General features: G+C 71.9%; 16 protein-coding genes and 1 tRNA gene. 5 read left to right on the top strand and 12 right to left on the bottom strand.

Going from position 1 to position 21131, the window contains the following annotated elements; genetic code table 11:
- Window positions 1-29: 29 nt before the first annotated feature.
- From CFRA_RS10005 to CFRA_RS09980, 6 genes are all read right to left on the bottom strand, one after another.
- On the bottom strand, window positions 30-968 hold the full coding sequence (locus CFRA_RS10005; RefSeq protein WP_075664531.1) for a CE1 family esterase: 939 nt from the start codon (window positions 966-968) through the stop codon (window positions 30-32).
- A 90-nt stretch (window positions 969-1058) separates the two neighbouring features.
- Window positions 1059-2264 (bottom strand): SLC13 family permease, encoded by a 1206-nt coding sequence (locus CFRA_RS10000; RefSeq protein WP_075664530.1) that lies wholly within the window; start codon window positions 2262-2264, stop codon window positions 1059-1061.
- 8 nt (window positions 2265-2272) lie between these two features.
- Complete coding sequence (locus tag CFRA_RS09995; protein ID WP_083666954.1) at window positions 2273-3298, bottom strand: metal ABC transporter permease; 1026 nt, start codon at window positions 3296-3298, stop codon at window positions 2273-2275.
- On the bottom strand, window positions 3299-3997 hold the full coding sequence (locus CFRA_RS09990) for a metal ABC transporter ATP-binding protein (RefSeq protein ID WP_075664529.1): 699 nt from the start codon (window positions 3995-3997) through the stop codon (window positions 3299-3301).
- A gap of 47 nt (window positions 3998-4044) precedes the next feature.
- Window positions 4045-5622 (bottom strand): aspartate-alanine antiporter-like transporter, encoded by a 1578-nt coding sequence (locus CFRA_RS09985; RefSeq protein WP_075664528.1) that lies wholly within the window; start codon window positions 5620-5622, stop codon window positions 4045-4047.
- 27 nt (window positions 5623-5649) lie between these two features.
- Window positions 5650-6870 carry a metal ABC transporter solute-binding protein, Zn/Mn family gene (locus CFRA_RS09980; protein WP_075664527.1) on the bottom strand — a complete coding sequence of 407 codons (1221 nt, stop codon included), beginning with the start codon at window positions 6868-6870 and terminating at the stop codon, window positions 5650-5652.
- A 97-nt stretch (window positions 6871-6967) separates the two neighbouring features.
- Between CFRA_RS09980 and CFRA_RS09975 the strand changes: the two genes are divergently transcribed.
- Complete coding sequence (locus CFRA_RS09975) at window positions 6968-8071, top strand: LacI family DNA-binding transcriptional regulator (protein ID WP_075664526.1); 1104 nt, start codon at window positions 6968-6970, stop codon at window positions 8069-8071.
- On the opposite strand, the gene otsB is transcribed toward CFRA_RS09975, so the two are convergent.
- The 5 genes from otsB to thrE all read right to left on the bottom strand — a co-directional run bounded on the left by otsB (window position 8068) and on the right by thrE (window position 13359).
- Window positions 8068-8844 (bottom strand): trehalose-phosphatase, encoded by a 777-nt coding sequence (gene otsB, locus CFRA_RS09970; protein WP_075664525.1) that lies wholly within the window; start codon window positions 8842-8844, stop codon window positions 8068-8070. The two genes, CFRA_RS09975 and otsB, sit on opposite strands and share 4 nt — an antisense overlap.
- Window positions 8845-9016: 172 nt before the next feature.
- Window positions 9017-9613: a hypothetical protein gene (locus CFRA_RS09965; protein ID WP_083666952.1), complete on the bottom strand. Its 597-nt coding sequence runs from the start codon at window positions 9611-9613 to the stop codon at window positions 9017-9019.
- Window positions 9610-11094: an alpha,alpha-trehalose-phosphate synthase (UDP-forming) gene (locus CFRA_RS09960; protein ID WP_075664524.1), complete on the bottom strand. Its 1485-nt coding sequence runs from the start codon at window positions 11092-11094 to the stop codon at window positions 9610-9612. Before CFRA_RS09960 ends, CFRA_RS09965 begins: the two co-directional genes overlap by 4 nt.
- Before the next feature lie 14 nt (window positions 11095-11108).
- Window positions 11109-11498 (bottom strand): hypothetical protein, encoded by a 390-nt coding sequence (locus tag CFRA_RS09955; RefSeq protein WP_075664523.1) that lies wholly within the window; start codon window positions 11496-11498, stop codon window positions 11109-11111.
- Between the two features lie 310 nt (window positions 11499-11808).
- Complete coding sequence (gene thrE / locus CFRA_RS09950) at window positions 11809-13359, bottom strand: threonine/serine exporter ThrE (protein ID WP_075664522.1); 1551 nt, start codon at window positions 13357-13359, stop codon at window positions 11809-11811.
- A 183-nt stretch (window positions 13360-13542) separates the two neighbouring features.
- Between thrE and CFRA_RS09945 the strand changes: the two genes are divergently transcribed.
- Window positions 13543-13615, top strand: a tRNA-Thr gene (locus tag CFRA_RS09945).
- A gap of 89 nt (window positions 13616-13704) precedes the next feature.
- Here CFRA_RS09945 and CFRA_RS09940 read toward each other — a convergent pair.
- Window positions 13705-15219: a cryptochrome/photolyase family protein gene (locus CFRA_RS09940; RefSeq protein ID WP_245797579.1), complete on the bottom strand. Its 1515-nt coding sequence runs from the start codon at window positions 15217-15219 to the stop codon at window positions 13705-13707.
- 535 nt (window positions 15220-15754) lie between these two features.
- Between CFRA_RS09940 and CFRA_RS09935 the strand changes: the two genes are divergently transcribed.
- The 3 genes from CFRA_RS09935 to CFRA_RS09925 all read left to right on the top strand — a co-directional run bounded on the left by CFRA_RS09935 (window position 15755) and on the right by CFRA_RS09925 (window position 20984).
- Window positions 15755-17179, top strand: coding sequence for a C1 family peptidase (locus tag CFRA_RS09935; RefSeq protein WP_075664521.1), 1425 nt, complete (start codon window positions 15755-15757; stop codon window positions 17177-17179).
- A 433-nt stretch (window positions 17180-17612) separates the two neighbouring features.
- A complete protein-coding gene (locus CFRA_RS09930) occupies window positions 17613-19361 on the top strand; it encodes a pyruvate dehydrogenase (RefSeq protein ID WP_075664520.1) in 1749 nt (582 codons plus the stop codon).
- Between the two features lie 909 nt (window positions 19362-20270).
- Window positions 20271-20984 carry a response regulator transcription factor gene (locus CFRA_RS09925; RefSeq protein ID WP_211272328.1) on the top strand — a complete coding sequence of 238 codons (714 nt, stop codon included), beginning with the start codon at window positions 20271-20273 and terminating at the stop codon, window positions 20982-20984.
- Window positions 20985-21131: the final 147 nt, after the last annotated feature.

Raw genomic sequence — 21131 nt, 5'->3', positions numbered from 1 at the left:
GCCCCGGGCCGGGCCCGGCGGCCCCGGACTCAGCGGAGCCGCTCGAGGAAGTCGCCGACGACCTCGGCGGCGATGACCGCGTCGCAGTCGGGGCCGAGCATCTCGGCGGTCTCGGTGCCGGAGGGGATGACATGTCCGGCGTCGAGCAGGGTCCACAGCTCGGTGACCGCGTGGGCGGCGTCGCCGGGGGCGGCACCCCAGCGCTCCAGCTCCACGCCGGGCACCGGCTCGCTCACCTCGGGGTCGCCGCCGACGCCGTTGAGCCCCGCGAACTTCGCCGCCGACTCCGGCGCCGACAGGGCGTGGCCGCGGTAGCTGCGCTCGTCGATGCCCACCGCACCGCCCCGGTAGCCGGCCATCGGGTCGGCCGTGCCATGCATGAACAGGCACGGGGTGGGCACCCACCCGGGCGCCTCGACCGGCCGCGCGCCGTCGGTCTGACCGTCGGCGACGGCCCCGGAGGGCAGGTCGCCCGGCAGCTCCACGCCGGGCAGCTCGTGGCCGGGCGCGGGCCAGGTCGCGGCGAAGACCACGGCCGCGTGCAGCAGCCCCGGGGCGTCGCGCAGCAGGCGCATGACCATCTGCCCGCCGTTGGAGTAGCCCAGGCCGGTCACGTTGTCGCGGTCGGCGCCGTGGCGCTCGACCAGCAGGTCGATCAGCGCGCGGGTGAAGCCGACGTCGTCGATGTCGTCGCGCCGGGCCTGCTCGGGCAGGGCGCGGCGGGCGTCGTTGAAGTGGCGGCCCACCCCGTCGGGGTAGGCGAGCACGCAGCCGAGGCGGCAGGCCAGCTCGTCGAAGGTGTTCGCGGTGAAGTTGCGCATCACGTTGCCGGACTGGCGCGAGCCGTGGAAGAAGATCAGCAGTCCCGGGCGCTCGCCGAGGGCCTCGGGCACGATGACGCGGGCGCGGCGGTCGAGCCCGTCGTGGGTCAGGTGCACGGTCTCGACGGAGTATTCGGCGGAACTCATGGATAGGCAGTCTACGCCGTGCTCGGACTGCCAGGCCGCTCAGACTGCCAGGGCGCTCAGACGGCCGGGGCGCTCACACGGCCGGGGCGCTCACACCGCCAGGGTGCACAGCGCCACGGCCACCGGCGCCAGCACCAGGCCCGGCAGGACGAACGCCCGCCAGGGCACGGGCTCGCCGCGGCGGGCCAGCTGATCGAACCACAGCAGGGTCGCCAGCGAGGCCCACGGGGTGACCAGCGGGCCCACATTGACCCCGACGAGCAACGCGAGCGTCTCCGGCCCGGCCGCGGCGGCCGGCTCCAGGGCCAGGTAGGCCGGGATGTTGTTGACCAGGTTCGCCGCCACCGCGCCGGCCGCGGCCGTACCCGGCACCCCGACCCCGCCCAGCGCGGCGATGAGCCCGGCGCTGAGGCCCGAGGCGTGCACCGCCGCGGCGGCCACCGACAGCGCGGCCGCGACGAGCAGCGCACCCCACGGCACCAGGTCCGCGCGCAGCGCGCCGGGCTCCCCGACGGCGAAGCCGGCCGCGAGCACGCCCGCGGCGACGGCGGCCGTCAGCCAGTAGGGCAGTGGCGTGGCCAGGAGAGGCAGCGTGCAGGCGAGCACCACGAGGCTCAGCGCGTGCAGCCGGTGCGCCCCGGAATTGCCGACGTCGCGCCCCACCCGTCCCGGTTCCGTTCCGGCTGCCGCGTGGCCGGGGCGCGTCCCGGACGCGCCCGGGCGGGTGCTCCGGCCGCCGCCCGCGGGCACTGCGGTGCGCCCGTAGACGAGCAGCGCGGCGGCCGAGGCCGCCAGCGCGACGAGGAAGGCGACCCCGGAGACCGGCCAGGCGGCCGCGGTGAAGCCGCCGGCGGTGTCGAAGCGCCCGGCGGCGTCGGCGAGCAGGTTGGTCAGGTTGCTCACCGGCAGCCACAGCGACGCGATGTTGGCCGTCCAGATCACCGGCAGGGCCAGGGCGAGGACCTCGAGCCCGCGCGCCCGGGCGAGTCCGACGGCCACCGGGGTGAGCAGGATGACCGTGGTGTCCAGGGAGAAGAAGGCGGTCGAGACGGCCGCGAGAGCCGTCACCAGCGCCCAGGCGCCCGCGCGCCCGGACATCCCGGGCAGCCGGCCGAGCGCGGCGACCACCGTGTCGAAGGCCCCGGCGCGGGCGGCGAGGTTGACCACCACCGAGATGGCGGCGACGAAGCCGAGGACAGGTGCGAGCCGCAGTGCGGCGTCCCCCAGTGCCCCCGGGTCGGTGGCGGCGAGCCAGCCGACCGCCGCCACGAGCACCGCGCCCAGCAGCGCGCGCACGGTACCGCCTAGTCCCCGGTGGGGCGGTCGGGGACGCCGGAGGCGCCCGGGACGGCCGGCCCGGTGGCGGGACCGCCGGCGGTACCTGTGGCGGCGCCGGTGCCGGAACCACCCGGGACGGCGGGGTCGGCGCCGACGGCGCCGTGCGCGACGTCGTTAATCGGGCCCGTGCTGCGCCGGGCCACGGCGGCCTCGTCGCGCTGCACGCCGCGCGAGCGCCACCAGCCGATCAGCCGGCAGACGAGGTAGATCGCGAAGCTGATCGAGGTCACGAAGACGCTCACGGGAAGGCCGGGCGCCAGCGAGAGGATCAGGCCGCCGACGGCGGAGACCTCCGCGAAGACCACGGAGAGCACCACCGCGCGCACCGGCGAGGCGGTCACCTGCACGGCGGCCGCGCCCGGGGTGATCAACAGCGCCATGACCAGCAGGGCGCCGACGATCTGGACCGACTGGGCGGCGGTGAGGCCGACGAGCACGGCGAAGCCGACGGCGATCAGGCGCACCGGCAGGCCGGCGGCCCGGGCCATCGCCGGGTCCGCGGAGGCGAAGAGGATCGGGCGCCAGAAGACCACGAGCAGCACGCAGACCACGACGGTCACGGCCGCCAGCGCGCGCACGCTCGCCCCGGACACGCCGACGATCTGGCCGGTCAGAAGCGCGAAGGCCGTGCGGGAGTTGCCGGGGTAGAGGTGGATGAACAGCACCGACAGGCCGAGCCCGAAGCTCATGACCACGCCGATGGCGCTGTCCTGCTGGCCGCGCATGCCCAGCAGCGCGAGCACGACCGCGGCCACCACGGCGCCGGCGACCGCGCCGAAGCCGACGCCGACGCCCGCCAGCAGCGCGGCCGAGGCGCCCATGAGGGCGAGCTCGCTGGTCGCGTGCACGGAGAACGACATCTTGCGCAGCACGATCAGCGGGGTGATCGCCCCGGAGACCAGGCCCAGCAGCGCGGAGGCGATGAGCGCCTGGCGCACGAAGTCGACCTGGAGGAGGTAGCCGGTGTCGGCGAGGAACTGGTTGAGGTCCACCTAGACCACCACCAGACGGCCGTCGACCTCGACGACGTTGACGCGGGTGTCGTAGAGGCGGGAGAGGACCTTCGGGTCCATCACCTCCGCGACGGTGCCGGAGACGTGCCCGCCCGGGGTCAGGTAGAGCACCCGGTCGGTGGCCTCGAGCACCGGGTTGATGTCGTGGGTGACGCAGACGACCGCGCCACCGGCGTCGCAGTGGGCCCGCAGCATCGCGACGGTGCGCTGGGCGGCGGCCGGGTCGAGGGAGAGCAGCGGCTCGTCGGCGAGCAGGAGCTCCGGGTCGCCCGCCAGCGCCTGCGCCTGGCGCACCAGCTGCTGCTGGCCGCCGGAGAGCGTGCCGACGCGGTGCCCGGCAAGGCCCTCGCCGCCGACGCGGCGCAGCAGCTCGGCCACCCGGGCGCGGCCCGCCCGGCGGTTGCGGAACACGCCGTGGGCCAGCGAGAGCGAGACCAGGTCACCGGCGCGCAGCGGCAGGCCGGCGGGGAACATGCGCTGCTGCGGGATCAGCCCGACGCGGGCGTCGACGCGCGCGGTGCCGCCGGTGAGCCGGCGGGTGCCGGTGAACACGCCGAGCAGCGTCGACTTGCCCACCCCGTTGGGGCCCAGGACGGTGAGGAACTGACCGCGGTCGATCTCCAGGTCCAGGCCGGACCAGAGCGGGTCGACGGCGGCGTCGGTGAGTGTGGCGAGCATACGGCTTTCCGGTCGGGGATGTGTCCGGGTCAGCGGGTCATGGCCGGTCAGACGATGACCATGACGGGGATGACGAGGATCTTGTAGATCAGCGCGAGGGCGAAGGTCGCGGTGTAGCCGGACATGATGCGCGAGTCGCTCTCGTTCTCCAGGGCGTACTGGAGGACGGCCGGCTGGCCGAGCACGCCGGCCAGACCGCCGTTGGCGCGCGTGGCCGACTGGCCCGCGCCCCAGCTGACGGCGAGGTAGACGCCGCAGCCGACGAGCGCGGTCAGCGCGGCCAGGCCGATGGTGACCAGGCCCTCGAGGGTGAAGGCGGTGTTGACGAAGGCGGGGCCGGAGGCGGTGCCCACGGCCGCGAGGAACATCATCAGGCCCAGCTGGCGCAGGGTGTAGTTCGCGGTGCGGGGCAGCTGCCAGGCGGTGCGCCCGGTGCGCTGCACGGCGCCGAGGATGATGCCGATGATCAGCGGGCCGGCCGCCGCGCCCAGGGCGAAGGAGGAGCCGCCGGGCAGCGGGATCTCCAGCAGGGCCAGCAGGAAGCCGAGGGCCAGGCCGCCGGCGGCGGCGATCCAGTCGAGCTCGGAGAAGGCCTGCACGGAGTCGCCGAAGTACTGGCGGACCTGCTCGGTGCGCGTGGTCGGCATGACCACCTCGGCGATGTCGCCGTACTCGAGGTAGATCTCGTCGTGGGCCAGCATGACCTCGTCGCCGCGGCGCAGGCGGATGACCTGGGCGTTGCGGGAGGCCAGGAAGGGCAGGTCGCCGACGGACTTGCCGGCGATGTCCTGGTTGGAGACGCGGAAGCTCTGGATCGTCAGGTGGTTGTCGCGGCGCATCGACAGCTGGCCGACGCGCTTGCCCAGCTTGCGGATGATCTCCGGCAGGGCCGCCTTGGTGCCCAGCACGGCGATGGTGTCGCCCTTGCGCACGTCCGTGAACTCGGTGAGCACGCTGCGGTGACCGTCGCGGATGATGGTGGCGGCCTGGAACTGGTCGCCCCACTCCTCCTCGAGGGCCTCCATGTCGGCCTCGGAGACGTCCATGGTGACCTTGATCCGCGCCATGCGGATCTTCTTCTCGTCCGGGTCGACCTGGTCGTTGCGGGCCTTCCACTCACGGTTGATGGTGAAGGCGACGACGAGGATGGCCAGGGCCACGCCGGTGGGGTAGCCCAGCGAGTAGCCCACGGCCGGGGCCTCGGAGCCGGTCTGGTCGGTCGCCAGGGCCAGCGACGGGGTCGAGGTCAGCGAGCCCGAGAAGACACCGAGGGCGACCTCGCGGGTGATGCCCAGCAGCTGGGCGCCGAAGACCGCGGCGGCCGCGGCGGCGGAGACCGACAGGATCGCCGCGCCCATGGGCAGGAGCTGTTCGCGGAAGTTCTTGAAGAACGTCTCACCGGCCTCGAGGCCGACCATGTAGACGAACATGCCCAGGCCGAGGTCCTGGAAGATCGTCAGGGACTCCTCCGGCAGGTCGACGAAGGCGCCGACGGCGAGACCGATGAACAGGGAGCCCGCCGCGCCGAAGCGCAGGGGCCCGAAGGGGATCGCGCCGAAGGCCGCGCCCGCGGCGATGACTATGAAAAGGGTCAGAAGTACCTGACCGTCGAGAAAAGAGAGCACCTGACGAGTCTATTACCTGGTCACGAATTAAGCAGCTTCGGAACTGTCAGCGGCCTGTGTGAGATTGTCGACGGTCTCGGTGAAGAAGTCGAGGAAGTTCTTGTCGCTCGGCGGGGTCTCCGGGATCTCGACGATGGTGATCCCCTTCTTCTCCGCGGTGTCGCGCAGGCGGTCGGTCAGGTCCGTGGCGGTCTGCGGATTGTAGACCAGCAGGTCGATCTCGTCGTTGTCGATGGCGTCGAGGAAGGCGGCGGCGTCGGCGGCCGAGGGCTCACCCTCGTTGAGCGTGGTGCGGCGGAAGCCCTCCGGGGTCACCTCCTGGACGTCCGAGTGGGCGAGCAGGTGGTCGGCGATCGGCTCGGTCTGCGCGACGCGGATGGCGGGCATGCCGTGCAGCTTCTCGTGCAGGCCGTCCAGGCGCTCCTCGACCTTCTCGGCGTGCGTCTCGATGTCCGGGTCGATCTCGTGGATCGCCTCGGCGACGTCCTCGGCGACGTCGGCGACGGACTCCGGGTCGTACCAGACGTGCTCGTTGGCCTCGGCGTCGACGTGGCCCTCGGCGTCGCGGCCGGCGGGGTCGCCCTCGGCGTCCGCGTGGCCGTGGTTGTGCTCGTGCTCGTGGGCCTCGGTGTCGCCGTGGTCGTGGCCCTCGGCCTCGTCGTGGCTGTGCTCGCCCTCGGCGTGCTCGTGGTCGTGGTCGTGACCCTCGGCGTGCTCGTGGTCGTGCTCGGCCTCACCGTGCTCGTGGTCGTGACCCTCGCCCTCACCGTGCTCGTGGTCGTGACCCTCGCCCTCACCGTGCTCGTGGTGGTGGTGACCGACGAGGTCCAGGGCGTGCACGATCAGCGGCGCCTCCTCGCCCTTCTCGGCGAGCGGCTCGTAGAGCCAGGCGTCGTAGCCGCCACCGCCGACGACGACGATGTCGGCCTCCTCGGCGCGCGCCATGTCGGCGGCCGTCGGCTCGAAGTGGTGCGGGTCGACGTCGTCGCCGGTGATCACCGGGGTGACGGCCACGCGCTCGTCGTCGGTGACCGCGCGGGCCACGTCGCCCCACACGGAGGTCGACGCGACGACCTTGATCTCGGCGTCCGGGTTGTCGGTGTCGCCGCCGGCGTTCGGGCCCTCGGCGGAGTCCGAGGAGCACGCCGCCAGGCCGGCGGTGAGGGGTACGGCCGCGCCGAGGGCGGCGGCCGTGCGGATCAGGCCGCCTCGGCGGGCGGCCGGCTTCGGGGAGAAAGTCTTTCGCATGACCCCAAGGAACCATTAATGAAAACGGGTGTCAACATGAAAACGTATTGAAAAAGCGTCCCGACGCATGTGTCCCGGGCGCGTAGGCTCTGGTGCCATGCCCCGTCGATCGCAGCGTCACCCCACCCTGGCCTCCCTGGCCGCCGACCTCGGGGTCTCGCGCACGACGGTCTCCAACGCCTACAACCACCCCGAACAGCTCTCCGCGGAGCTGCGCGAGCGCATCCTCGCCGCCGCCGTCGCCCGCGGCTACCAGGGCCCCGACCCGGCCGCCCGCTCCCTGCGCACGAAGCGCACCGGCGCGATCGGGGTGGTGCTCACCGAGGACCTCACCTACGCCTTCGAGGACCGCGCCTCCGTGGACTTCCTCGCCGGTGTCGCCGAGGCCACCGCCGGCACGCAGACCTCGCTGACCCTGATCCCCGTCGGCCCGGACGCGACCTCACCGACCTCGCCCGTGGCAGCCGCCGTGGTCGACGGCTTCCTCGTCTACTCCGTCGCGGAGGGCGACCCCTACCTCTCCGCCGCCCAGGGCCGCGGGCTGCCCGTGGTCGTCTGCGGCCAGCCCGGTGACGTCGCCGGCGCCGACTTCGTCGGCATCGACGACCGCACCGCCATCGCCCCGGCCGCCCGCGCCCTGGTCGACGCGGGCCACCGCCGCGTCGGCGTGCTGGCCATCCGCCTGCTCGCCGAGCCGACCTCGGGCGCGGTCGACCTCGACCAGCTGGACCGGGCCGCCCTGCACATCCAGCGCGACCGCATCCGCGGCGTGCTCGACGAGCTGGCCGCCGCCGGAGTCGACCCGGCCACCGTGCCTGTGGTCACCCGGCACATCAACGACCCCCGCAACGCCTACGACGCCGCCCACGAGCTCCTCGAGGCCCACCCCGGGATCACCGCGGTGGCCTGCACGACCGACTCGATGGCCTTCGGCGTGCTCGACTACGCCCGCGACCACGGCATCGACGTGCCCGGCGAGCTCTCGGTCACCGGCTTCGACGGGGTCTCGCGCGCCCTGGAGACGGGGCTGACCACCGTCGTGCAGCCCAACGTGGAGAAGGGGAAGGTGGCCGCACGCCTGCTCGCCGACGCCGTCGACGCCCGCCTGTCAGACCACGCCCGTGAACACGAGCGCGTCGTGCTGGACACGACCTTCGCCCCCGGGGCGACCGTGGCCGCCCCGCGGAAGGGAACCGCCTAGGCGCGCGCGGCGCGGGCGTCGGCAAGCTCGGTGAGCCACGCGGCCACGCCGGGGATGTCCGCCACGCGGGCGCGCGCCTTCGTCTCGCCCTCGCCGACCTTGACGCCCAGGTCGTTCTCGCTGAGCACCGCGAAGCCGCGCTCGTCGGTGGTGTCGTCGCCGAGGAAGACGGTCGCGTCCGGGTTGAGGCGCTCGCGCTCGGCGGCGATCCAGGTGCCCTTCGTCGCGTCCGAGACGGAGAACTCGACGATCATGCGGCCGTCGGTGATGTGAGCGCCGTGCGGGTCGATGTTCAGCGCGGCCTGGCGCATCTGCTCGGCCATCGGGGTGCCGGCGACCGGGCGGTAGTGCAGGCCGCGCTGGAAGGGCTTGAACTCCACGAAGCAGGGGTTGCCCTCGCACAGCGCCTCGAGCTGCTCGGTGATCGCGTCGAGGGCGGCCTGCTGCCCGTCGGTCAGCAGGTTCTCCGAGCCCTCCGGCTCGGCGCCGTGGGAGCCGACCTTGCGCACCGGGGGATCCAGCGGGCAGATCTCCGACAGCTCGGCCATCATGCGCCCGGAGAGGATCACCACGTCGGTGCCCGGCATCAGGGCCAGGCGACGCAGCGCCTCGATGGCGTTCTCGTCGACCGGGACGTTGAGCCGGTCCGAGCTGTGCCAGGCCAGGGTGCCGTCGAAGTCGCAGACCACCAGCAGGCGGTCGACGGCCGCGAGCTCGGCGACGGTGGGGGCGGACTTTGACGAGGTGGGCGTGGAAGCCTGGTCGTGGTTCATGGCGCTCATGCTATCGGCAGCCCGGCCCGCGGACCCAGCGGTCGGCCCCGCCTGTGGCGCACCCCGCGCCGCGCGGGGAAGTGGAGCCGGGTCTCAGGCGCGCGAGACGGTGCGCCGGGCGGCCGGAACCGGATGCGGTCGGAACCGGGCGCGGCCGGAACCGGGCGCGCTGTCAGCCCGCGACGAGGCGGATCGCCGGCGCGTCGATCGCGTCGGAGACCTGGGTGAGCACCATCTCGGAGTCGCCGGGGTGTGAGATCTCGAAGGGGCCGTCCAGCAGGGCCACCAGCTCGTCGTGGACGTGGCGCGCCCCGCCCACACAGTCCTCGGGGGCGTCGTTGACGGTCACGCGCGAGAAGGTGACGCGCTCGGCGTCCTCCGGGTCTCGCCGCTCGCCGGCGGCGTCGGTGTAGGCGGCCTCGGCCTGCAGCGGCACACACCCGGTGAAGCCGCTGACCGTCGAGGTGCCGAAGGCCAGCTGGGCCAGGCCCGCGGCCGGGCCCGGCACGGCGGCGGTGGCCCCCGGCTCGGTGTAGATCGCGGTGACCTGCCAGGTCGTCTCGCCGATCAGGGGATCCTGCGCGCAGCCGCTGAGCAGCCCCACGGCGAGCGCGGCGCCCAGCGCGCCGGCGGCGCGGGCACCGCCACGGCGGGAGGCACCACGGCGGGAGGCACCACGGCGGGAAGCACCCGCCGCGCGGGAGTCGCCCGCGACCGCGCGGGAACCGCCCCGCGCACCCGGGCGCGACGTCGGAAAGCGGAAGGTCATCGCCTCTCCTCCAGACAGTGCAGGAAGGACCGCGCCCACAGGTCGACGTCGTGCTCGCTGACCTGGCGGTGCATGGCGAGCATCCGCGCGCGGGCCTCCCCGGGACGGTACGCCAGGTCCGCGGCGGCCTGGTGGATGGCGCGCTTGATCGAGTCCAGGTCGAAGGGGTTGCACAGGTGGGCCTCGGCGAGCTCCTCGGCCGCGCCCGCGAACTCGCTGAGCACCAGCGCGCCCGAGCCGTCCGGGTGCGCGGCGACGTACTCCTTGGCCACCAGGTTCATCCCGTCCTTGAACGGGGTGACCAGCATGATGTCGGCGGCGGCGTAGAAGACCGCGAGCCGGGCCTTGGGCACCGAGCGGTGCAGGTACTCCACCACGGGGCGCCCCGGCTCGCCGAAGCGGCCGTTGATGCGGCCGACGGCCTCCTCGACCTCGGAGCGCGCCTGGCGGTAGTGCTCGATGCGCTCGCGCGAGGGCGTGGCCACCTGCAGCACGGTGAAGCGGGTCTGCGGCATCGCGCCGGACTCGAGGAGCTCCTCGACGGCGCGCAGCCGCTGCAGGATGCCCTTGGTGTAGTCGAGCCGGTCCACGCCCAGCATCAGCAGGTCCGGGTGCCCCAGGTCCGCGCGCAGAGCCTCGACCTCGGCGGGGTCCGGGTGCGCGATCGAGTCCAGGTCGATCGAGATCGGGAAGGCACCCACCCCGACGCGGCGCCCGTCCGGGGCGGTGACGTGGGCTGAGATCTCGCGCACCGAGGGGTCACCGGAGACCTCGAGGGTGTCCGGCAGGCCCGTGTGGGAGCCCGCGCGGCCGGCGACCTGGCGGGTCAGCTCGAGGAAGTTGCGCGCGCAGCCGGCCAGGTGGAAGCCGATCAGGTCGGCGCCGAGCAGCCCGCGCACGACCTCCTCGCGCCAGGGCAGCTGGCGGAAGAGATCGGGCGAGGGGAAGGGGATGTGCAGGAAGAACCCGACGGTGACGTCGGGGCGCAGCTGGCGCAGGATGCCCGGAACGAGCTGGAGCTGGTAGTCCTGCACCCACACCGTCGCGCCCTCGGCGGCGACCTCCGCGGCGGCCTCGGCGAAGCGCAGGTTGACCTCGCGGTAGGCCGCCCACCAGGAGCGGTCGTAGGTCGGGGTGGCGATCAGGTCGTGGTAGAGCGGCCACAGCGTGGCGTTGGAGAAGCCCTCGTAGAAGTCGCGGTAGTCGTCCTCGCTCAGCGCGACCGGGTGCAGCAGCACGCCGGAGTCGGTGCGGAAGGGCTCGGGCACCTCGCCGACGACGCCGGGCCACCCGACCCAGCAGCCGCGGTGCTGCTCGAGCACCGGGGAGAGGGCGGCGACGAGTCCGCCGGGGGAGGGTTTGACCTCGAGGGTGCCGTCGGCGGCGCGCTCCAGGTCGACGGGCAGGCGGTTGGCCACGACGACGAAGGAGCCGGCCCCCGTGTCGGAGCCGGCAAGTGCGTCGTTGGCGGGGCTGTCCATGCTGGGCCGACCGCCTAGGACTTCTTCGTGGACTTCTTGGACGCCTTCTTCGTCGTCTTCTTCGTCGACTTCTTGGCGGCCTTCTTGGTCGTCTTCTTCGTGGACTTCTTGGACGCCTTCTTCGACGATTTCTTCGTCGACTTCTTGGAGCCCTTCTTCGACGACTTCTTGGAGGACTTCTTGCCCTTCTCCTCCTCGGCCGGGTCGGGCAGGCCGTGGGCCTCGGCGAACTTGCGGTAGTTCAGGCCCTCCGGCTCCACGCCGAGCATGCACATCAGGGTCACCCCGTCGACGACGTCCTCGGCGTAGCTGGCGACGACGCCGCGGGCGGAGGCGGCGGTCTCCTCCTCGACCTTGTGCAGCGACTCGGGGCTGGGACGGTTCTCGGTGACCTTGGGCGGCACGGATCCTCCTGGAACTGGCGCGGGCATGTGAGAGGCCGGGACGGGCCCGGCCGACAGGGCCACCATTCTACGCCACCGGCCCCGAGCCGGCCCGACGGCCCTGGTTAGGGGGTATCGGGCGCTCAATTGACGACGCCGCGCGCCGGGCCCCGTCGCGAGCCCGCGCGGCGTGGGTGTGTGGGGCGTCGGCGCGGGCGCGCCGACGGCGGGATCGGGGGATGCGCCGGCGGTGGGGGATCGCACCGCCGATGGGGCACTGACGGCGCGGGATGCGCCGACGGCGGAGCACGGGACGTCGGAAATCTCCGTCCTAGGGCTGGCCGGGGTCCTCGGGGCGGTGGCGGCGCTGGGGGCGTGGGGGCAGCCAGCGCTGGCGGGGGCGCACGGCGCGGGCCTCGGCGGCGATGCGGGCGTCGCGACGCGCGGCGGCACGCTTGGCCTGGGCGAAGGTGACCCGCCCGGCGCGGCGCAGCGCGCGGTAGGGGCGGAAGACGTGCGGGCGGCGGATGCGGCGGGCGATCCACTCGCCGAGGACCAGGCCGGCGGCCAGGCCGCAGGCGATGGCCAGCGCGCGCACGATGTTGGTGAAGCCGAGCAGCATCTGGTCCGACATCGCCGCGTACATGCCGCGGTAGACCGCCAGGCCCGGCAGCAGCGGGGTGATGCCGGCGATCGCGGAGATCAGCGGCGGGACCCGGAAGCGGCGTGCCAAGAGGCCACCGGTCAGGCCGATGGCCACGGCGGCCAGGGAGGAGGCGGTGACGTCGCCGAAGCCGAGGAACATCACCATGCCGTGGTACATCGCGGCACCGAACGCGCCGACGAGGCCGGAGAGGGCGACCGCGGACCACTCGGCGTAGGAGCCGATGGCGAAGCCCATGACGGTCAGCGCGGCGGCGATGACGCGGACCGGGTAGGTCTGCGGGTTGCGGGTGGACACCGCCTCCAGCGGCGGCAGGTCCACGCCGACCAGGTCCGCAAGCTGCAGGCCGATGCCGACGCCGGCGATGATCGCGCCGGTGAACAGCAGGGTCTCGAAGAAGTGGGCGCCGGCGGTCACGGGTGCGCCGGTGATGGCGTCCTGGATCGACTGCACGAGCGTCAGGCCGGCCAGCAGCACGATGATCCCCGAGGCCACGATCTGGCTCGGTCTCATCTCCGCGGCGTGGTTCTCCACCAGCGCCCAGACCACGGCGGCCGGGATGGTGGCGATGATGCCGCCGGCGACGCACTGGAAGAAGTAGGGCAGCCCGTACCAGTTGAGCAGCTTGCCCACGCCCATGATCAGCATCGAGGTGACGAACGCGATCAGGCCGACGAGCCAGGAGCCGCCGAGCATGATCGCGACCGCGCCGCCGAGCAGCCCCCAGCCGAAGACGGCGGTCAGCGGGCCGTAGACGCCGCGCTTGGGCTCGAGCTCGTCGAGGGCCTTCTCGGCGGCCTCGGGCGGGGTGGTGCCGTCCTGGATGGAGCGGATGAGCCGGTCGACGGCGGAGAGCTTGGAGAAGTCGGTGGTCAGCGAGCGCACGACGCGGAAGACGGTGACGGGCTGCTTCTGCACGGTGCCGATCTGCGCGAAGATCGTGATGTTGTTCATCGTGATGTCGCTGTGGCACCAGTACAGGCCGTAGGCCGAGGTCACCGCGCGCATCTGCACCTTCGTGTCCGCGTTGGACGTCCCGGAGCTGAGCAGGATGTCGCCGATGCGTGCCGCGATGTCCATCACGGCGGCGACCTGCGCGCGGTCGGTCAGGTCGATCGGGGCGAACGGGGAGGGCGGCGCGGTGTGCGCGACGTCGACGGTCGCGAGGGACACGGGCCGCTTGCTCCAGCTGCGCAGGCGCGCGAAGAGACTGGACACGGCGGTGAGCGGGGCCTTTCTACCAACGTCTACCAACGGGGCGTGCCGCGCGTTCAGGCACGGCGGCGACGTGCCGCCCGCGGGCGACGCCCCGTACTCTAGCGCCGGGGGACGTGGTGCGCGAAGAAGTCCACAAGGTAGGCTTTCTGCGTCGCCCGTACGCCTCATGGCGGCGGGTGGTCCGCTGGAGTGGCGCAATTGGTAGCGCAACGGTCTTGTAAACCGTAGGTTGCGGGTTCAAGTCCCGTCTCCAGCTCTGTTTCCGCCGGTCAGCGGTGGTTGTCCTGGCTGCGCACTCGATGAGGCCGGCCGGAGTGTCAGAAAAGTGTCAGTTTATTCCGCGCCTCAGCGGTCTTTGATGCGCTCGTAGGCCGCCAGCGCGCGGCGTCGCGAGGCCTTCAGGTCCAGCATCGGCTCCGGATAGGCGTCGGTGCCCAGCTCAGGCACCCACCGCGCCACGTATTCGCCGTCCGGGTCGAAGCGTTCGGCCTGCGTGACGGGGTTGAAGATCCGGAAGTACGGCGCGGCGTCGTCCCCGCAGCCGGCGACCCACTGCCAGTTGAACGGGTTGGCCGCGTGGTCTGCGTCGACGAGCCGCTGCCAGAACCACTCCTCGCCGTGGCGCCAGTGGATGCCCAGGTTCTTGGTCAGCAGACTGCCGACGACCATCCGCACCCGGTTGTGCATCCGCCCCGTCTCGGCCAGCTCGCGCATCCCGGCGTCCACCAGCGGGATCCCGGTGCGCCCGGTCTGCCAGCGCTCGAGGTCCTCACGGTGCTCGGCGGGGCCGTCGGCGGGGAAGTACTCCCAGCCGAAGTCGTCGAAGCGGGAGCGCATGTTCACCCACGCCATGTCCGGGTGGTGGTGCAGCCGGTGCCACGCGAAGTCGCGCCACAGCAGCTGCCGCAGAAACGCATGCGCGTCGCCGGCGGCCTTGGGCTCCCTGTCGGCGAGCTCCGCCACGGTCACCCACACCTCGCGGGGGCTGACCTCCCCGAACCGCAGGTGCGCCGAGAGCCCGCTCGTCGCGTCCACGGCCGGGAAGTCGTGGCCCTTCTCGTAGCCGGGCCCCTCGACGAGCTTGCGCAGGAACTCCGCCAGCCGCGCCCGCGCGGCTTCCTCACCGGGGGTGTTGTGGCGTTCCAGGGAGACGTCGCGTCGCCGCGCCACGTCCCCTCGATTGCCGACGTCGCGCCGCGCGGCGTCGGCAATGTCCGTTCCGGGTCCGTGCAGTGCGGGCTCCGGCAGCGGCGCGCCGAGCGCGCCGGGGGTGTCGATGAGTTCTCCGGCGCGCCGGGAGAACGGGGTGAAGACGCGGTAGGCGCCGCCCTGCTTCGTGGTCACGTCGGCCGGCTCGGTCAGCAGGTGGCCGGGGTGCTCGGTGACCGTGAGGCCCGCGGCGCGCAGGGCGGCGGCGACAGCGGCGTCGTGTTTTGCGAGCGGGACGTGGTGGCGGTGCTGCCAGGTCGCGGCGCCCGCACCGGTGACCCGGGCCAGCCGGGGGAGGAGCGTGGCGGCGTCGCCGCGGGCCCGGATGAGCGGGACGCGGTGGGCGCTGAGGCGCTGCTCCAGCTTGCCGAGGCTCTGGTCCAGCCACCACGCGGCGGCCTCGCCGGGCTCGCGCACGCCGGTCGCGGACTCGGGTTCGTCGACGTGGACGACGATGACCGCGCCGCGGGCGGCGGCCCAGGTCAGGGCGGGGTTGTCGGCGAGGCGGAGGTCGTCGTGGAGCCAGACGAGGGTCAGCGGCTCGGCGTCGGTGCGCCCGGCCTGGCCTGACTGTTGGGCGTGGTCTGCCTGGCCTGCCTGTCGGGCTTGGTCTGCCTGGCCGGCCTGGCCTACCTGCGGGTCCTGGTCCACGAGGTGCTCCTATTCTTCCGGTCTCCCGGTCTGCCGCCCATCGGTTTGTCGGTCTTCGGAGCCGTCGGTTCCCGGCTTTCCGCCCGTCCGCGGGTCCGGCGCGCCAGTCTATGCGGCCCGCGCGGCCCCACCGTGGCCGCATGTGCCCCACGGTGTCCGCGTCTACCGACCCCGGTCCGGTAATCCCGAAATCGGTCCCGCATCGCCGCAGGTCACGGAATCGGCCGAAATCGCTTACCGACCCCGGGTCGGTAAAACCGTGACCCGCCGGGCCGCGGTGGGGTCGAACGGGGCCGGGATCCGGCTGTAATGACCCACCGGGGCTGGCCAGGCCCCGATCAGCCCGGGTCCGCTCCGATCAGCTCGGGTCCGCTCCGATCAGCCAGGCCTGCCCCCGACCGGCCCCGGAAAACCCGCCCGACCGGCCCCGGACCTGCCGCACCCGGGCCAGACCACCACCGGCCCGGTGTACAACGGGAGGGAGACACTGAAATGTCCAGGAACGCTCCCGAAACCCCCGAAAGGACCCAGAAAAGTGAGCACCACCGGCCAGAACACCCCCGCGGACGGCGCCGTCGCCGTCGACCAGGTCCGCGACTGGAACGAGTCCGTCGGCTCGGAGCCGGCGGTGCGCGTGGCCACCAACGCGGCGACAGTCACGGACGTCGACAAGCTCACCCTCAACCGCGGCGCCGTCACCGCGCTGGACACCTCGGTCTCGCACAAGGTCGACGACTGGGCCGTCGCCGACCAGAAGCGTTCCGGGCGCTGCTGGATCTTCGCCGGCCTGAACTCCCTGCGTGCGGCCGTGATGAGCAAGGAGAACATCAAGGACTTCCAGTTCTCCCAGGGCTTCGTGCACTTCTACGACAAGCTCGAGAAGGCCAACCACTTCCTGGTCGCCATGGACCAGCTCGCCGACCGCGAGCTCGACGACCGCACCGTCCAGCGCCTGCTCTCCCAGCCGGTCGAGGACGGCGGCCAGTGGAACATGTTCGTCGCGGTCATCGAGAAGTACGGCGTCGTGCCGAAGTACGCCATGCCGGAGACCTGGTCCTCCGAGCACACCGCCAGCCTCAACCGCGACCTGCACACCGTGCTGCGCCGCGGTGCGCTGCGCGTGCGTGCCGCCGCCGGTGCGCCGGAGTCCGGCTCCTCGCGTGACGACGCCGCGGTGGTCGCCGCGCGCGAGGAGACGTTGCGCGCCGTGCACCGCGTGCTGACCGTGCACCTGGGCGTGCCGCCGGAGTCCTTCGTGTGGCAGTACCGCGACAAGGACGGCGGCTTCCACCGCGACGGCGAGTTCACCCCGCAGGAGTTCGGTGAGGCCTACCTGCCGGAGGACCTGGGCGACTACGTCTGCGTGGTCAACGACCCGCGCAACGGGTACAACCACGCCTACACCGTCGACCGGCTGGGCAACGTCGTCGGCGCGCCGAAGGTGACCTACCTGAACGCGGAGATCGACGTGCTCAAGCGCGCGGCGATCGCCTCCGTGGTCGACGGCCACCCGGTGTGGTTCGGCTGCCAGACCACCGCCTTCACCGACCGCGAGAAGGGCTACTGGGCCAGCGACCTCTACGACCGCGCCGGCTTCTACGGCCTGGACGCCGAGCAGATGGAGATGGACAAGGCCGACCGCCTGCGCACCGGTGAGTCGCTGATGGAGCACGCGATGGTCTTCACCGGCGTCGACCTGCCCGACGAGAACGTCTCGAGCTCGGCCGACCTGCCGGCCACCGCCGAGGAGATCGCGCCGCGTCGCTGGCGCGTCGAGAACTCCTGGGGTGACGAGAAGGCCGACAAGGGCTTCTGGACCATGGCCGACAACTGGTTCGCCCCCTACGTCTTCGAGATCGCCGTGCCGCCGCGCTACCTGCCCGAGGAGCTGCTCGCCGCCCGGGACGAGGAGCCGACGGTGCTGCCCGCCTGGGACCCGATGGGTGCCCTGGCGAAGTAAGCCGGTCCGGCCCGTCCCGTGGAACCGGGGCTGGCGCACCCCTCTGGCCGGTGCACCTGCCGGCCGCCTACCTCAATGGCCGCACCCTCCGGCCGGCGCACCCGCCGGCCCAGCCCGCGGAACCTCACCGGTCCGCGGGCTTTCGCGCGCCGGGCGCGCCTGCGCGCGCCCGCGCCCGGTCGCACCCGGGCACACCGCGGGACGTCGGCAAGCGGCGGTGGGGCGCGACGTCGGCAAGCGGCGGTGGGGCGCGGCGTCGGCAAGCGAAACCTGGCCCGGTTGAGCCGGAGCACACGTTCACCCCGCGGAACGTGAGATCTCACACATCATTGGTGTGCTCTTTGTTGTCCCTTGGACGTAGGCTGTCTCCATAGGCGATAGCCTGTGCAACTTAAAAAGAAGACAGCGATAGTCAAGAGGAGCATTCACCACAGTGGCACTCACGTACGCTGAAGCACTGGTCAAGACCCTGGAGAAGCTGGGCGTGCGCCGCATCTACGGCGTCGTCGGCGACTCCCTGAACCCGATCGTGGACGCCGTGCGCGACTCCAAGATCGAGTGGATCCACGTGCGCAACGAGGAGGCCGGCGCCTTCGCCGCCGGCGCCGAGTCCGTCGTCACCGGTGAGCTCGCCGTGTGCGCCGCCTCCTGCGGCCCCGGCAATACCCACCTCATCCAGGGCCTCTACGACGCCAACCGCAACGGCGCCAAGGTCCTGGCCATCGCCAGCCACATCCCGTCGCGCCAGATCGGCTCGCAGTTCTTCCAGGAGACCCACCCCGAGCAGATCTTCCAGGAGTGCTCCGGCTACTGCGAGATGGTCAACTCCGGCGAGCAGGGTGCCGTGATCACCCACCACGCCATCCAGTCCACCCTCTCCGGCAAGGGTGTGTCCGTCCTGGTCGTGCCCGGTGACGTGGCCACCCAGGAGGTCGAGGAGACCCGCTTCCTGGACTCCAAGTTCTCCAACGCGCGCCCGATCGCCTACCCGGACCCGGCCGAGGCCGCGGACCTGGTCGCCGCGATCAACAAGGCCAAGTCGGTCACCCTCTTCGTCGGCGCCGGCATCGCGGGCGCCCGCAAGCAGGTCCTCGAGCTCGCCGAGAAGATCAAGGCCCCGATCGGCCACGCCTTCGGCGGCAAGCACTTCATCCAGTACGACAACCCCTTCGACGTCGGCATGTCCGGCCTGCTCGGCTACGGCGCCTGCTACGACGCCTGCCAGGAGGCCGACCTGCTGATCCTCATCGGCACCGACTTCCCGTACAACGACTTCCTGCCGTCGAAGAACGTCGCGCAGATCGACGTCGACGGCGCCAAGATCGGCCACCGCACCACCGTGCGCCACCCCGTCGTCGGTGACGCCGGCGCCGTGATCGACAACATCCTGCCCTCGATCGAGGAGAAGAAGGACCGATCCTTCCTCGACCGCCAGCTCAAGAAGCACGCCAAGCTGCTCGAGAGCGTCGTCGACGCCTACTCCAAGAACGTGGACAAGCACGTGCCGATCCACCCGGAGTACGCCGCCGACATCCTCGACGAGCTCGCCGCCGACGACGCGATCTTCACCGTCGACACCGGCATGTGCAACGTCTGGGCCGCGCGCTACCTGACCCCGAACGGCAAGCGCATCGACATGGGCTCCTACCGCCACGGCACGATGGCCAACGCCCTGCCGCAGGCCATCGGCGCCCAGGCTCAGGACCGCAACCGCCAGGTCATCAGCATGTCCGGCGACGGCGGCCTGGGCATGCTCATGGGTGAGCTGCTCACCGTCAAGCTGCACGACCTGCCGGTGAAGATCTTCACCTTCAACAACTCCTCGCTGGGCATGGTCAAGCTGGAGATGCTCGTCCAGGGCATGCCGGAGTACGAGACCGACCACGACCACGTCAACTACGCGCAGATCGCGGAGGCCGCCGGCATTAAGGCCATCCGCATCGAGGACCCGAAGAAGCTGCGCGAGGGCATCCAGGCGGCGCTCGACTACCGCGGCCCGGTGCTGGTGGACATCGTCACCGACCCGAACGCGCTGTCCATCCCGCCGAACATCACCTGGGAGATGCTGATGGGCTTCTCCAAGGCCGCGACCCGCACCGTCATGGGCGGCGGCGTCGGCTCCATGATCAACATGGCGCGTTCCAACCTGCGCAACATCCCGAAGTCGACCGCGCAGTTCTAGTCGCTGGGGTTCTGTCGGCGCCTCCGTAGAGGGCTCCGACCCCAGCTGCTCTGCCCCGGTCAGGTTCCCGAGAGGGTCCCTGACCGGGGTTTTCGCGTGCGGGGGTTGACCTTGACGCGGCGTGAAGCGGCAGACTGATCGGCATGAGCGAAACGGACGTGACCCCGCGCGACGGCGGAGATCGGACCATCGGTGAGGCCGCCGAGCTGCTCGGTGTGAGCACCCGAACGGTGGGGCGGGGATAGGGAGAGGCGGGGGTCGGAGGGCGGGGCCCGAGAAAATGTGTCGTGGGGGAATTCAACGACCGACGTTTTCGCAGGTCGCACAGAAAGGTCGGGTCTGGGATGACACAAAAAGCCGGTCGGCACTCCAGAACCGCGGCCGGCACGCTGAAAACCCGGCCGCCAGGCCAGAACCCCGGCCTGCCCGCCGAAAACCTGGTCGACACTCCAGGACCCCGGCCTGCCCGCCGTGCGGAGGGGCCCGCACTCCGGCTGCCAGGCCGTGCAGACACCCGCGCAGCTCCCGGGCCCTGTCCTGCGACCCGGACTCTCCGGGTCAGACTTGTCTGTGTCCCCGGTAACGCAACTCGGAGACTATGAGCTTCGCCCTAATTTGCTCTTTTGCGCACGCCCCTGTCGCACCGCCTAAAAGTTCATGACCTGCATGAACACGGTTCACTACGTACAGAAAACATTCAGCAACCATTCAGGCACGGCCGATGACACACGTGTCTAATGGAGGTCAGTGAACCGGCGGAAGATATCGCGCCGCCGGCACGGGGCCCACCGGGCAAACGGATCGGTCGGCCGGCCACCAGGCACCGGGTCGACCACCCAACACCGGCAACCGGACCCCGGCGCTGGCCATTAGCCCCACCGGACCGAGCAGAGAGATTGAGCAGGATCCATGGACAACATCAATGACACCAACCAGATCAAGGTCCTCGTCGTCGACGACGAGCCCAACATCGTCGAGCTGCTGACCGTCGGCCTGAAGTTCCAGGGCTTCGACGTCCGCTCCGCCGGCAACGGCAACGAGGCCCTCGAGGTCGCCCGCGACTTCCACCCGGACGCCTTCATCCTCGACGTGATGATGCCGGACATGGACGGCTTCGAGCTCCTGCCGAAGCTGCGCGAGGCCGGCATGGAGGGCCCGGTGCTCTTCCTGACCGCCAAGGACGCCGTCGAGAGCCGCATCCACGGCCTGACCATCGGCGCCGACGACTACGTGACCAAGCCGTTCTCCCTGGAGGAGGTCATCACCCGCCTGCGCGTGATCCTCCGCCGGGGCGCCGCCCAGGACGGCGGCCGCGACGACGCGACCGTCACCTACGCGGACCTCACCCTGAACGACGACACCCACGAGGTCACCAAGGCCGGCGAGATCGTCGAGCTCTCGCCGACCGAGTTCAACCTGCTGCGCTACCTGATGCTCAACGCGGAGGTGGTGCTCAGCAAGTCGAAGATCCTCGACAACGTCTGGCACTACGACTTCGGCGGCGACGGCAACGTCGTCGAGTCCTACATCTCCTACCTGCGCCGCAAGGTCGACACGGGCGATCAGCCGCTGATCCACACCGTGCGCGGCGTGGGCTACGTGCTGCGCCGCCCGCGCTCCTGACCCACACCCCGCGCCCGGCGCCGCCGGACCGGGGCACCCAGCACCCGCGCACCACGCGGGTGAGTCGAGAGCAGGGACGGAGCGTGTCCACGTATGCACGGTGACGACCGCGCCAAGCGTCAGATTTCCGACGCCCGCGCCGACGCC

The sequence above is a fragment of the Corynebacterium frankenforstense DSM 45800 genome, from assembly GCF_001941485.1.
Lineage (GTDB): Bacteria > Actinomycetota > Actinomycetes > Mycobacteriales > Mycobacteriaceae > Corynebacterium > Corynebacterium frankenforstense.
Note: the sequence above shows the minus strand (reverse complement) of the source record. Positions and strands in the feature narration are given on the sequence as shown.

Coding starts and splice junctions, on each gene's coding strand:
- CFRA_RS09975 (WP_075664526.1), top strand. CDS start 6,968: ATGCCCCGTCGATCGCAGCGTCACCCCACCCTGGCCTCCCTGGCCGCC.
- CFRA_RS09925 (WP_211272328.1), top strand. CDS start 20,271: ATGGACAACATCAATGACACCAACCAGATCAAGGTCCTCGTCGTCGAC.
- CFRA_RS09980 (WP_075664527.1), bottom strand. CDS start 6,870: ATGCGAAAGACTTTCTCCCCGAAGCCGGCCGCCCGCCGAGGCGGCCTG.
- CFRA_RS09960 (WP_075664524.1), bottom strand. CDS start 11,094: ATGGACAGCCCCGCCAACGACGCACTTGCCGGCTCCGACACGGGGGCC.
- CFRA_RS09965 (WP_083666952.1), bottom strand. CDS start 9,613: ATGACCTTCCGCTTTCCGACGTCGCGCCCGGGTGCGCGGGGCGGTTCC.
- otsB (WP_075664525.1), bottom strand. CDS start 8,844: ATGAACCACGACCAGGCTTCCACGCCCACCTCGTCAAAGTCCGCCCCC.
- CFRA_RS09990 (WP_075664529.1), bottom strand. CDS start 3,997: ATGCTCGCCACACTCACCGACGCCGCCGTCGACCCGCTCTGGTCCGGC.
- CFRA_RS10005 (WP_075664531.1), bottom strand. CDS start 968: ATGAGTTCCGCCGAATACTCCGTCGAGACCGTGCACCTGACCCACGAC.